This window comes from Rhodanobacter sp. B04 (assembly GCF_002001125.1).
Taxonomy (GTDB): Bacteria; Pseudomonadota; Gammaproteobacteria; order Xanthomonadales; family Rhodanobacteraceae; genus Rhodanobacter.
Window position 1 is genome coordinate 392,714 of record NZ_MUNV01000007.1, and the last position, 12,649, is coordinate 405,362.

Annotated in this window: 10 protein-coding genes; 3 read left to right on the plus strand and 7 right to left on the minus strand. The window is 66.7% G+C overall.

Annotated features, from left to right (window positions below; translation table 11 throughout):
* Positions 1 to 18: 18 nt before the first annotated feature.
* The 4 genes from B0E46_RS06485 to B0E46_RS06500 form a co-directional block, all read right to left on the minus strand.
* The gene (locus tag B0E46_RS06485; protein WP_077554949.1) at positions 19 to 720 is read right to left on the minus strand and encodes an MtnX-like HAD-IB family phosphatase; all 702 of its coding nucleotides are present in this window, start codon (positions 718 to 720) and stop codon (positions 19 to 21) included.
* A 148-nt stretch (positions 721 to 868) separates the two neighbouring features.
* Positions 869 to 3,919 (minus strand): efflux RND transporter permease subunit, encoded by a 3,051-nt coding sequence (locus B0E46_RS06490; RefSeq protein WP_077554950.1) that lies wholly within the window; start codon positions 3,917 to 3,919, stop codon positions 869 to 871.
* Positions 3,916 to 4,971, minus strand: coding sequence for an efflux RND transporter periplasmic adaptor subunit (locus B0E46_RS06495; RefSeq protein ID WP_077554951.1), 1,056 nt, complete (start codon positions 4,969 to 4,971; stop codon positions 3,916 to 3,918). The genes B0E46_RS06490 and B0E46_RS06495 overlap by 4 nt, the downstream gene beginning before the upstream one ends.
* Positions 4,968 to 6,353, minus strand: a complete 1,386-nt coding sequence (locus tag B0E46_RS06500) for a TolC family protein (RefSeq protein WP_168171146.1) — start codon at positions 6,351 to 6,353, stop codon at positions 4,968 to 4,970. Before B0E46_RS06500 ends, B0E46_RS06495 begins: the two co-directional genes overlap by 4 nt.
* A 259-nt stretch (positions 6,354 to 6,612) precedes the next feature.
* Between B0E46_RS06500 and B0E46_RS06505 the strand changes: the two genes are divergently transcribed.
* The gene (locus B0E46_RS06505) at positions 6,613 to 7,647 is read left to right on the plus strand and encodes a PQQ-binding-like beta-propeller repeat protein (protein ID WP_077554953.1); all 1,035 of its coding nucleotides are present in this window, start codon (positions 6,613 to 6,615) and stop codon (positions 7,645 to 7,647) included.
* Positions 7,648 to 7,690: 43 nt separating this feature from the next.
* Here B0E46_RS06505 and B0E46_RS06510 read toward each other — a convergent pair whose 3' ends face one another.
* Both B0E46_RS06510 and B0E46_RS06515 read right to left on the minus strand, forming a co-directional pair.
* On the minus strand, positions 7,691 to 9,088 hold the full coding sequence (locus B0E46_RS06510) for an ATP-binding protein (protein ID WP_077554954.1): 1,398 nt from the start codon (positions 9,086 to 9,088) through the stop codon (positions 7,691 to 7,693).
* Complete coding sequence (locus tag B0E46_RS06515) at positions 9,085 to 9,750, minus strand: response regulator (RefSeq protein ID WP_077555001.1); 666 nt, start codon at positions 9,748 to 9,750, stop codon at positions 9,085 to 9,087. The genes B0E46_RS06510 and B0E46_RS06515 overlap by 4 nt, the downstream gene beginning before the upstream one ends.
* Before the next feature lie 208 nt (positions 9,751 to 9,958).
* On the opposite strand from B0E46_RS06515, the gene B0E46_RS06520 reads away from it, so the two are divergent.
* Positions 9,959 to 10,573: a hypothetical protein gene (locus B0E46_RS06520; RefSeq protein WP_077554955.1), complete on the plus strand. Its 615-nt coding sequence runs from the start codon at positions 9,959 to 9,961 to the stop codon at positions 10,571 to 10,573.
* A gap of 256 nt (positions 10,574 to 10,829) precedes the next feature.
* Here B0E46_RS06520 and B0E46_RS06525 read toward each other — a convergent pair whose 3' ends face one another.
* Positions 10,830 to 11,795 (minus strand): DJ-1/PfpI family protein, encoded by a 966-nt coding sequence (locus B0E46_RS06525; RefSeq protein WP_077554956.1) that lies wholly within the window; start codon positions 11,793 to 11,795, stop codon positions 10,830 to 10,832.
* Between the two features lie 122 nt (positions 11,796 to 11,917).
* Between B0E46_RS06525 and B0E46_RS06530 the strand changes: the two genes are divergently transcribed.
* Positions 11,918 to 12,601, plus strand: coding sequence for an alpha/beta hydrolase (locus tag B0E46_RS06530; protein ID WP_077554957.1), 684 nt, complete (start codon positions 11,918 to 11,920; stop codon positions 12,599 to 12,601).
* The last annotated feature ends 48 nt before the right edge of the window (positions 12,602 to 12,649 follow it).

Consider the following 12,649-nt stretch of genomic DNA (forward strand, 5'->3'; position numbering starts at 1 on the left):
TCGCGGCGTGCAGCGTGATCAAGAAACAGCGTGCGCCGGCTCGTGATGCCAATGGCTGGCCAGGCTGCCGTCGAGCAGCTTGGGCAGGAACTCCAGCGCATCCTCGAAGCCGGTGATCGGCACGTAGTCGATGCCGGTGGCGCGGCAATGCTCGATCAGGCGATGCTTGGCGAACACGAAATCGACGCGGTCGGCGGCGCAGAAATCCGAGGCGCCATCGCCGATCAGCAAGGTCTTCGCACCGGTCGTGCGGGCCTGCGCCACGCAGGCGCACTTGCAGGTACCGCTGCGGCAACCGTCCGCCTGGAACGGCGAGGTGAGCTGCCACTGCTTCGGCGGCTGTGCCGGCGACAGGTGGTTCGCCGCCAGCGGCAGGTTGTCCAGGCCATAACGACCGAGGATCTGGTGGATCGCGTAGTCGAGGCCGTCGCTGACGATGCGGATCGGCACATTCAGCTCACGCGCCTTCGCCACGAAACCCGGGAACGCGTGGTCGATCCACAACCCGGCCAGGTGCGTATCGAGTTCGGTGCGGGTCATCTGCAGCAGGTCGACCTGCCCGGACATGCACTCGCGCGAACCGATGCGGCCGGCACGCCAGTCCTGCTCAAGTACTTCCCAGCCGGGACGGCCGAAACGGTCGAGCAGGGAGTCGATCACGTCCTCGACGGAGATGGTGCCGTCGAAATCACAGAGGATGGTCCAGCCAGACACGGACATCAGGGGAAGCTCGCGCTAATAACGATACTGGATAGGGTAGAAACGCTGCCTTTCGGCGCCCTTTCCCCTGCCCGACCCCGGCCAAACCGGATTCATCGCCCACCGCATGCGACCCGCTGCAGATTCACCCCAGCGTGAACGGATGGCGTCAGGCCGCGCCCGGGCGCCTCAGGGTCAAGCCAATCAATATCGGCATCACCAGCAGCACCACCGGATACTGCAGCACCAGCCCGGCGATGATGGCGATCGCCAGCGGCTGCTGGATGCCCGAACCCTGGCCGATCGCCAGTGCCAGCGGCAGCAAGGTCAGGATCGCCGCCAGCGCGGTCATGGTGATCGGGCGCAGGCGATTCTGGCTGGCCACGCGCAGCGCCGCGCGCGGCTCCATGGTCTCGGCCACGGCCACGTACTCGGACACATAGAAGATCGCCATCTCGGTGGCGATGCCGATGACCATGGTCATGCCCATCATCGCCGTGATGTTCAGGTCCACCCCACTCAGCCACAGCGCGATGAATACGGCCGTCGAGGAAAACAGCGAACAGCCGATCACGATGGTCGCCAGCCACAGGCGGCGATAAAGGAACATCAGCAGGATGAATTCGGCCACCAGCGCCGCGGCAAACACCTTGCCCAGGCCGACAAAGGCGATCTGCTGCTGCTGGTACAGGCCGCCCAGTTCGTAACGCACGCCAGGAGCGAGCATGCCCGGTTGCGCCAGCCGCTTCCTCACGTCGGCGATGCCGGCGCCGATGCCGCGTCCGTCGATGCGTGCCGTCACCGCCACCATCGGTTGCAGGTCCTCGCGCGCGATCTGCGGCTGGCCGCTCACCGGCACGATGTTCGCCACCCGCTGCAGCGGGAATACATGCCCATCGGGGGCACGGATCGGCAGGCGTTCCAGCTGTGGAATCCGCCACTGCGTCGCGCCAGGCATCCACACGCGCACACCGATGCTCTTGCTGAGCTGCGGCAGCTGGGTGGCGACGATGCCCGACATGGCCTGATCGACCGCCTGGGTCACCGCATCGGCGGTCACTCCCTCGAACGCTGCCTTGTCCGCGTCGATCCGCACGTCCAGTGCGTCACCCGCCAGCTGCACGCCATCCTTGATGTCGACCACGCCCGGGATGTCCGCGATCGCCTTGGCCACCTTGCGGGCCTGTGCATCGAGCTGATCCGGGTCGGCGCCGTAGAGCTTGATCTCGATCGGTTCCGGCACCGCGGTGAGGTCGCCGATCAGATCCTCCATCAGCTGCGCCAGCTCGATGTCCACGCCGGGCACGCCGCTTTCGATCCGGCTGCGTACATCGCTCATCACCTCGTCGGTGGCGCGGGCGTGATCCGGTTTCAGGCGCACGAAGAAGTCGCCGTGGTAGGACTGCCCCAGGTCGCCACCCAGGCCCGTGCCCAGCCGGCGCGAGAAGGTATCCACCTCCGGCGTGGCGCGCAGGATCTGTTCGATCTCGCCCACCTGGCGCGAGGTTTCCGGCAGCGAGGTGCCCGGCGCGGTGTAGTAGTCCATCACGAAGCCGCTTTCGTCGACCGCCGGCATGAACCCGGTCGCCACGCGCTGATAGGCCACGTAGCCGAGCACCAGCAAGGGCAGCAGCACCACGACCAGCCACAGCGGCCGACGCGACAGGCCATCGTAAAGCGGCGCATGGACACGACGCAGCAGGCTGCCGCGATCCGATTCGGGATCATGCCAGCGCGTGAAGTCGACCAATTGCCGCGCCATCAACGGCACGATCAGCGCGGTCATCAGCCACGACACCACCAGCGCGCAGGCCATGGTCACCGACAGCGCCTTGGAGAAGGCGCCGGTGACGCCGTCGAGGAAACCCAGCGGGATGAACACGATCAGCGTGGCCAGGCTGGAACCGGACAGCGGCAACATGAACTCGCGCGCCGCCGGCAGCACCGCGTCCGCTCCCGTCGCACCACGAACATCCGCACGCACGGCGCCGGCACGGCGCGCGATGTGCTCGACCATCACGATGACATCGTCGATCACCAGCCCCACCGCCGCGGCGATGCCGCCCAGCGTCATGATGTTGAAGCTCATCCCCATCACGCGCAGCAGCAGCACGGTCACGGCGAGCGTGGCCGGCACCACCAGCATGGTGATGAAGGTCACGCGCAGGCTGCGCAGGAACAGCAGCATCACCGCCGCCGCCAGCAGCAGGCCGATGATCACCGCGTCGCGCACGCTGGCGGCGGATTGCGTGACCAGCTCGCTCTGGTCGTACCAGTTCCGGATCTTCACCCCGGCCGGCAAACGGAAACCGGCCAGCCGGGCGCGCACCTGCTGCGCGATCTGCACCGCATTGCCGTCGGGCTGTTCGTAGACATTGAACAGCACGGCCGGCCTGCCATCCTCGGAGACCTTGATCCACTGCGGCACGTAGCCGGCGTGCACGGTCGCGACATCCGACAGCTTCAGCCAGCCCTTCGCATCGCTCTTGACCACCACGTTGCCGATCGCGTCGATGCCATGCAGCGAATGATCGGCCACCACCAGGTAGAGCTTGTTGTGATCCTGCACGCGGCCGACCGCCTGCAGCGTATTGGCGCCGGCCAGGGCCGTCGCCAGATCGCCGAGCGCCAGGCCATGCTGGGCCAGCCGCTGCGGATCGGCCTCGACCTGCAATTCGGCGGTTTCGCCACCTTGCACGTCGACCCGTGCCAGCCCCGGCACCGAGGCCAGCAGCGGCACGATCTGGTACTGCGCGACATCGCGCAGGGCGACCGGCGACAGCGTGTCGGACTGCAGCGCATACGAGATGATCGGGAACACGGTCGGGTCCATCCGCCGCACGTCGTAGATACTGCCGGCCGGCAGGCTGGGCAGCACGCGCGCAATCGCCGAATCGACCAGCAGGGTGGACGCGGTCATGTCGCGCCCCCAGCCGAAATCGATCGAGATCTGCGCCGAGCCGCGCGTGGTCTCCGAGCGCAGCCCGACCACGCCGGGCACCGTGCGGATCGCCTCCTCCACCGGCCGCGTCACCATCAGCGCGGTCTGGTCGGCCGGACGGTCGCCGGCATCGAGATCGACCACCACGCGCGGGAACGAGACCTGCGGAAACAGGCCCACCGGCAACGAGATCGCGCTGATCAGGCCGGCGATGGTGAGCGCCAGCGCCACCACGGCCATGGTGCGCGCGTGCCGTGCCAGCCATGTCGAATAACTCACTTCGCCGGCTCCGCCGTGGCGCTGCGCACCGCCATCCCATCGTCCAGCTGGGTGTTGCCCACCACCACCAGCGGGCGCTGCGGATCGAGCTGGCCGGACACCACCGTGGCCGTGTCGGATTCGCCGAGGATATGCACTGGCACCCGCACCGCCTTGCCATCGGCGACCTGGAATACCTGCCAGGCGTCACCGTCGCCGACCAGCGCATCACGCGGTACCAGCCAGCCCTGCCATTGCCCGATGATGATGTCCGCGCGATAACCCGCGCCCACGACGACCGTACCGGTCGGCACGATGTCGGCGTCGAGCAGGTGGGTATGCGCATCGAGCATGCCGGCGACGCGCTTGACCACGCCGTGCACCGCAGTCCCGGAGCCCAGGGGGACCAGGTTCACGCGATCGCCCACGCTGACCGGATGGGCGGCATCCGGCTCGATCCCGACGCTGACCACGACCCCATCACCGCGCGCCATCGCGAGCAGCGGCGCGCCGGCCTGCAGCACGCCCCCCTGGTTCGCCATGATCGCGCTGACGATGCCGTCGCAAGGCGCCCGCAGCGTGAACACCGCTGCGTCGCCCTGCTGCTTGCGCAAGGCATCGAGCGTTGAACGCGCATCGCTCAGCGCCTTGTCGGCCTGCGCCAACTGGTCGCGCGTGGCCAGTTGCTGGCCCAGCAATTGCCCGGTGTGGGCGCGCTGGGTGCGGGCCAGTTCCCATGCCGTCTGCGCCTGCCGGTAGGTCGCCACGGCAGCAGGTGCCAGGGCAAAACTCAGCAGCGGCTGGCCACGCTTGACGGCGACACCGGCGGTGACCTCGAAGTGCGCCACCGATCCTTCCGCCTGCACGTTGAGGGTGGTGGCCGCGTCGAGCGCCGGCGCCGCCGTGCCGTACGCGCTCACGATCTCGGGCAGGTTGCCGTGGCGGGTCGGCTGGGTGGTGACCAGCGCACTGACCTTGTCGCCCTGCCCGTCGGCATCGCCCTGCCCGGCTGCGCATGCCGCGAGCAGGCAGGCCAGTGTCACAGGCGCGAAGAAGCGCAGATACATGCTCATGGTGCGATGACTTCCTGGGGAAGGGAGGCGGGCATGCCGGCACCGACCAGGGTGTCGATGGCCACCTGTTGTTCGAGCACGGCCTGTTCCAGCGCGATGGCTCCAGACTGCCGGGCCTGTGCCGCCGCCACGAGATCGACATAGCTGCGCAGGTCGATCAGACCGGCTTGCCAGGCATGCTCGGCGTGCGTCGCTTCATTCGCAGCCTCATGCAATGGCTGCTGCAATGCCGCCAGTTGCGCACGCGCCTGCACCTGCTCGGCCAGCAGTGCGTCGATCTCGCCATGCGCCGAGTTCAGGCGGTCGCGGTATTCATCGTGCAGTTGCTGGCGCGTGGCCTTGGCGATCGCGATATTGCCCTGGTTGCGGTCGAAGATCGGCAGCTCGAAGCTGATCGCCGGGCCGCCATTGCGCACCCGGCTGTTGTCCTGCGAGGCGCTGTAGCCGAACGACAAGGCCGGGAACTGCGCCAGCACCGCCGCACGCAGGGTCGCCTCCTGCGCCTGGTAGCCAAGCTGCAGCGCCACCAGATCGGGGCGCCGGCGCGGCAGGGTGTCGATCTGCTGGTGCATTTGCGTCGTATCGGGCGCGGGCAGATCAAGCCGCGTCGGCATCGGCACGACCGCATCGGGCGCCAGGCCGAGCAGCGCGTTCAGCGCATGTCGCTGACCCAGCAGGCGACGCTGCAAATCGTCCGCGGCTGCCTGCGCGTCAGCCGCGGCCGCCAGATCGGGCGCGGCGGTGGCCAGGTCGTGATTGCCATCGGCCATGCTCTGGCGCATGCGTTCGCTGCGCTGCTGCAGCAGGCCGAGGCTGTGTTGCTGCGCCGCGGCCAACCGCTCACCCTCGACCAGATCGACCACCAGCAGCCGCGCCTGGCCCACCGTCAGCCATTCCTGCCACAACAGGCTGGCATCGACCTGCGCCGCGGCCGCCTGCGCCGCGGCACGGCGCGGCGCCAGGGTCACCAATGCCCTGATGTCCTCGCTGATGCCTGCCGTCCATGCCGTGGAATCTCCTGCCCCGGAGATCAGGTAACCCAGGCTGCCATTGAGCGCCGGGTTGGGCAGCAGCCCGGCCTGGAGCATCTGCGCCTGCGCCACCTTGTGCTCCGCGCGGGCGCGGCGCAGATCGGGATTGTTGAGCAGCACCAGGCGCTCGATCGTCGCGACATCCAGTGTCGTTCCGGCTGCCGGTGCGCCGCGCAACTCGGCCAGTTGCGCCGGCAATTTGCCGGGCTCAGGCAAGGGCAGCGCATGGTATGTGGCACAACCGCCGAGCAGCGCACCGACCGACCACAGGCCAAGGCGCGTCGCGAGTTTTCGCGCCACGGCACCGGCCTGCTCCAGGCCACAGGCCATTGAACGTGCGGATAGCGACAAACCGGACTCCATAAGATGTCTCGCAGGACAGTGACAGAGACTAACAAGCCTGCCTTAGCAGCTACTTTGCCGAAAGCTTGCGCGAAGCACCCGGGCCGAGCCCCGGATCCATGAATGGCCTGAATTGCCCGTCATTACCAGCAAAAGCTGGGATGACGGGCAAGACTTATTCAAACCATCCCTAAGGCACGCATAAGCCACCGGCTGCATGCTGGCTGGAGCAAGGCATCCGTCCATCCCCAACCCCAAGGAGCCACCCATGCAACCGCTACTGCGCGCCATGCTGCCCGTCACGTTACTGGCTGCGGCGCTCTTGCCGCTGACTATCCAGGCGACGACGCCACACACCGACTACAAGGTGCTCTCGAAGCTGGCGCTGGGTGGACCGGGCGGCTGGGACTACCTGAGTTTCGACGCGCAGCGGCACCATCTCTTCGTCAGCCGCGGTGATCATGTGCTGGTGATCGACGTCGATCGGCACAAGCAGGTCGGCAGCATCGCCGATACCCAGGGCGTGCACGGCATCGCGATCGCGCAGGATCTCAAGCGCGGCTTCACCAGCGACGGCAAGAGCGCCTCGGTGACGGTGTTCGACCTGGATACGCTGCAGACCGTCGCCACCGTCAGCGGTACCGGCGAGAAGCCCGATGCGATCGTCTACGACCCAGCCTCGCACCATGTACTGACTTTCAACGGCAAGAGCGGCACCGCCAGCGTGATCGACCCGGCGAAGAATGCAGTCATCGCCAGCATCGCCCTGCCCGGCAAACCCGAGTTCGCGGTAGCCGATGGCGCCGGCCACGTCTACGTGAACATCGAGGACAAGGCCGAACTGGCCCAGATCGATTCGGCCAGCAACAAGGTGCTGCACACCTGGTCGCTGGCACCCTGCGAATCGCCCAGCGGACTGGCCATCGACCGCACCCACCACCGGCTGTTCTCGGTATGCGACAACCAGAAGATGGCGGTGCTCGATGCCGACAACGGCCAGCTCGTCGCCACCATGCCGATCGGCGACGGACCGGATGCGGTGGTCTTCGATGACGCCACCGCGACGGCCTACAGCTCCAATGGCGAAAGCGGCACGATCACCGCCGTGCACGAAGACGATCCCACCCATTTCCGCGTGACAGCCACCATCCCCACCCAACCCAGCGCACGCACGCTCGCGCTTGATCCGCGCTCACATCGGCTGTACCTCTCTGCCGCGCAATGGGACAAGACCAAACAGGCGAACGGACGTCCAAACCTGGTGCCAGGCAGCTTTGCCATCCTCACCGTCGGGCAACCCTGAAATCGCACGACCGCACTGCCCCGGCGCATCCGCCGGGGCGTGCTCATGCCTTGGGCAACGGAATCGCGACACGCACTCGCAAACCGTTGCCAAACGGGGAATCGAGCAACTGGATCGTCGCCCCGTGCAATTGCGCCGCGCGTTGCACGATGGAAAGCCCCAGCCCATACCCTTCGCCGCGACTGCTGGCCTCGCGGTGGAAACGCGCAAAGACCTGTGCCCGGCGCTCCGCCGGAATACCCGGGCCATCGTCGATCACTTCCAGCACGGCGTCCTGCACCTCCTTGCCGACCGAAAGCTGCACCTGCCCGCCCGCCGGCACGTGCCGCATGGCGTTCTCGATCAGGTTGCGCAGCAGCGCAGCCAGCGCCGCTTCGTAGCCGTCCACCACCACCTGCTCGGCGCATGGCGCATAAGCGAGCTCCACGCCGCTTTCGGCGATGACCGGTGCCAGTTCCTCGATCACGTCGACCGCGACCGCAGCGAGATCCACCGCCGCATGCTGGCCGGAGGCCACACCCGACTCCAGTCGCGCCAGCGCCAGCAACTGCTCCACCCGGCGGGCGAGTCCGGCCACCACATGCTGGGCGCTGACCATGCTGGCCGTGGCTTCCGCCGGATCGGTCGTCGCCATGGCGCTTTCCAGATTGATCATCGTCGATGCCAGCGGCGTACGCAGTTCGTGCGCCACGTCGGCACTGAAGCGCCGCTCGCGCTCCAGCGCGTCGGCCAGTCGTTCCAACTGGTCGTTGAGCGCACCCAGCACCGGTTGCAGTTCCACCGGCGCCCGCGCCAGCACGATCGGCGTGCGGCTGCCCAGTTCGCGCGACGCCAGCGCGCTGGCCAGCGATTCCAGCGGGCGCAGTCCCCGCTTCACCGCCCAGCCGACCAGCAGGGCCAGCAACGGCAGGCCGATCAACAACGGCAGGCCGTGGTCGAACCACAGCGCACGCGCGATGTCATGGCGGCTGTCGTAACGCTCGCCGGTACGGATCACCACGCCGGCGACCGGGTCGGCCAGGGTGAAGATGCGCCACGTATAACCGCCTTGTCGCACGTCGCGGAAATTGGCATCGTCCGGCCGCGGCGGCGGCAGGCTGGCGAGGTTCACCGTCGCCAGCACCAGCTGCCCATCATGCCCGAAGACCTGGAAGCCCACTTCCGACTCGTAGGTATGGCCATGCCGCGACAATGCCTGCGCACGGGGCGGCTCGACCGGCACCCGCATGCCCTGCCCATCGTCGCTGCGCAGGGAGCCGATGCCGGCATGCTCGATCAGCACGTCCAGCGTGCGCGCGGACTGTGCCAGTCGGCCGTCCGACAGTTCGTTCACCTCGATCAGGGTGCGCCGGAAACTCAACAGGCCCAGCGGCAACAGCACCGCGACCAGCACCAGCACGATCAGCCAGCGCAGCCTGGCACGCAGGCTCGGCAGGATCACTTCGGTTCCCGCGGGATCATGTAGCCGAAGCCACGCACGGTATGGATCGTCTCGAAACTCAGCTTGCGGCGCAGCGTATGCACCAGCACTTCGAGCGCGCTGTTGCCCACCACGTTGTCCAGGCCGTACAGCGAGTTTTCCAGACTCTCGCGCCGCACCAGCCGGCCGGCGCGCTCCATCAGGATCTGCAGCAGCGAGAACTCGCGCCGGGTCAGCTCGATGCGTTCGCCGCGGAACACCACCTCGGAAGTGCCCAGGTCCAGGACCAGCGCGCCGGCCTCGATCCGGTTGGCCGCCAGGCCATGCGTGCGCCGGGTCAGCGAGCGGATCCGCGCGCACAGTTCGTCGAGATGGAAAGGCTTGATCAGATAGTCGTCCGCACCGGCGTCCAGCCCGCGCACGCGGGCATCCAGGCCATCGCGCGCCGTCATTACGATCACCGGTGTCCTGACGTGCGTGTCGCGCGCCGCGACCAGCACGTCCAGCCCGTCCATGCCCGGCAACCCCAGATCCAAGAGCACCAGGTCGGCGGTCTGGTCACGCAGGGCCATCAACGCCTCGCGGCCGTTGCGCAGCCAGGTCACGGTATAGGCCAGCCGTTCCAGCGCACGCTGGATGGCGGCGCCAAGCTGCGGGTCGTCTTCCACCAGAATGATGTGCACCGAAAGCTCCTTCGCCTGGCGATGCCGCCCATGATGCCAGCGCGGCAAGCGCCTTTCGGCGATTATCTTGCAGGTCGCTTACGAAGCGCTTAAGTGCATTCGATCCATCGACAACCGCACGGCGGCTGCACGGCCATGACGGCCTGCACCCCGGGCGATACACTCGGACATCCATCATTCAAACCACATCAAGCGCTAAGGAGTCGACATGACCAAGCCGCCAGGAGCACTGGTCGCAGCCCTGGCCTTCGCCCTGCTGATACCTGTCGCCCGCGCAGACGAGACGCTCGTGTTCCTGCGTCACGGCGAAAAGCCACCGCTGGGTCTGGGCCAGCTCGACTGCCAGGGCCTGAATCGTGCGCTGGCTTTGCCATCAGTGCTGCAGGCAAAGTTCGGCACGCCCGCCGCGATCTACGCGCCCGACCCGGGATCCACCGCGAAGGACAAGGGCGTCGAATACAACTACATCCGCCCGCTGGCCACCATCGAACCGACCGCGATCCGGCTGGGCATGCCGGTCAATACGTCGTTGGGACTCCGCCAGATCCAACAGCTGGAGCAGGACCTGCTCGTGCCCGCCTACAGCTCGGCGACGATCTATGTGGCGTGGGAACACAACCTGGCGCAACAGGCAGTGCAACAGCTGGTTGCCGTTGCCGGTGGCAAGGTGCAACAGATACCCGCCTGGGCCGACGCTGACTACGACTCGCTCTACGTCCTGCGGGTGAAGTGGCAGAACGGCAAGCCGGTTTCCGTCAGCTTCGAGAAAGAGACTGAAGGACTGAATCATCAGTCGGCCGAGTGTCCCGGTGCACGTCATTGAGTGGTGCAAAAGGCAGCAACATATTTCGTCACTAGAAAATGCAAATACGTCTGCCCACTTCATCGTCAAGAATGACTGCTATCCCCATTTCTGTCGGTCATGAATGGCGGCTTTGCGGCGAGCACTTGAAGCAGTCTGTACCCATCCTTGGCCGAAAGCGTACCTCAGGCTAGTGCGATTAGGGTTCGTTATCGAGGGTAGCGAAGTGCTCAGTACCTATCCCTCCAGAGAGACCACATGCTTCCCATGCCCTGCGCTAGCCATGCAAGCCGCGGCTACGGCGGCGCAAGGCCTGGGGTGAGAGGCCGTAGATACGCAGGCAGGCGCGCCGCATGCGCTCCATGTCGAGTCCCACCTGTCTTGCGATCTGCTCCAGTGGCTCGCCGGTTTCCTCGATGCGCGGCAAGACCGCTTCACAGCGCAGGCGCTCGATCGCACGCGCAGGGGTTTCGCCGGTCTCGGCGGTGAACTGCCGCGCGAACTGACGCGGGCTGATGTTTGCCACCTCGGCCAGCCGCTCGACCGAAAGCTGGTCTTTGAGGTGCAGCCGAGCGTGGGCCAGCGCGTCGCGAATCCGCCCCGGGGTCGGCTCGAGATCGAGCATGGTCGAGAACTGCGATTGTCCTCCGCTGCGGCGGTGATAGACCACCAGGTCGCGCGCGATGGCCTTGGATGTTTCGGTGCCGCAATCCTCCTCGATCATCGCCAGCGCGAGGTCGATCCCGGCGGTGATGCCGGCTGAGGTCCAGATATCGTCTTCGCGGACGAAGATCCGGTCCGACTCGACCTCGATGGCGGGGTAGCGCCGTTGCAGCTCGGGTGCACAGCGCCAATGCGTGGTGGCACGACGGCCGTCCAGTAGACCGGCGGCCGCGAGCAGGAAGGCTCCGGTGCAGACACTCGCCGTGCGTCGGGCACGGGGGGAGATGGCGCGGACGAGGTCCACCGTATCGGCTTGTGCATCGGATGCGTCTGGCGTCGGCGCACCCACCACCATCAAGGTATCGACATGCCCGCGAGGCGATGCCGCCGTGGTGTCGATCGCGATCCCGGAGCTTCCACGAACCAGTCCACCAGTGCTGGAGATGACGCGGATGCCGTAGCCGGCCTGATGAAAGTCCCTCGCCAGCGTGAAGGCGCAGAGCGGGCCGCCGAGGTCGAGCAACTCGAACCCCGGGAACACGACAAACCAGATGGCCTTCGATGTTTTTGGACGCGGCATGTCAGGTTTCCGGAATTGGCAGGATAAGTGGGAATTATGTCCTTTCTGCCATCCGCATGGGGCCCAAGATTTCTCTGTCAAACAACCCCCGGCCATGGCCGGCTACCGACGGAGAAAAATCGATGAACACTTCCATCCCCAACATAATTCTGGTTCACGGCGCCTGGGCCGATGGCTCGAGCTGGTCGAAGGTGATCCCGCTGCTGGCCCGCAAGGGGCTCACCGCCACCGCTGTGCAGCTCCCGCTGACTGGCTTCGAGGCCGACGTGGCCGCCGTGCAGCGCGCCATCGCGCTGGAAGAAGGCGACGTGGTCCTGGTCGGCCACAGCTATGCCGGCGCGGTGATCGGCGAAGCGGGCAACGACCCGAAGGTGGCCCGCATGGTCTACATCGACGCGTTCGCACCGGACGCGGGCGAGTCGGCGGGTACGTTGTTCGAGAAGTTCGAGACCGCGCCGCTCAATGACGAAATCCGCCCGGATGCACAGGGCTATCTGAAGCTCACCCGGGACGGCATTTTCAAGCTGTTCGCGCAGGACCTGGACGACACCGAGAAAGCGTTGGTCTACGCCACGCAAGGTCCGCTGCATGCCTCCGCACTCGGCGGCACGCTGACCGAAGCGGCTTGGCGCAGCCGGCCGACGTACTACTTCATCGGAAATCAGGATCATGCGATTCCCCGCGTGGAGCAGGAGCGCATGGCCGCTCGCATGAACGCCACCGTGGCACACGTCGACAGCAGTCACGTGCCGATGCTGTCGCAGCCGCAGGCTGTAGCTGACTTCATCGTCTCCGCCGCCGCTTGAGGCCGCCTTCGGCGGGCCTGCTGGCCGCATCAGAGCTATCGCGTGGCG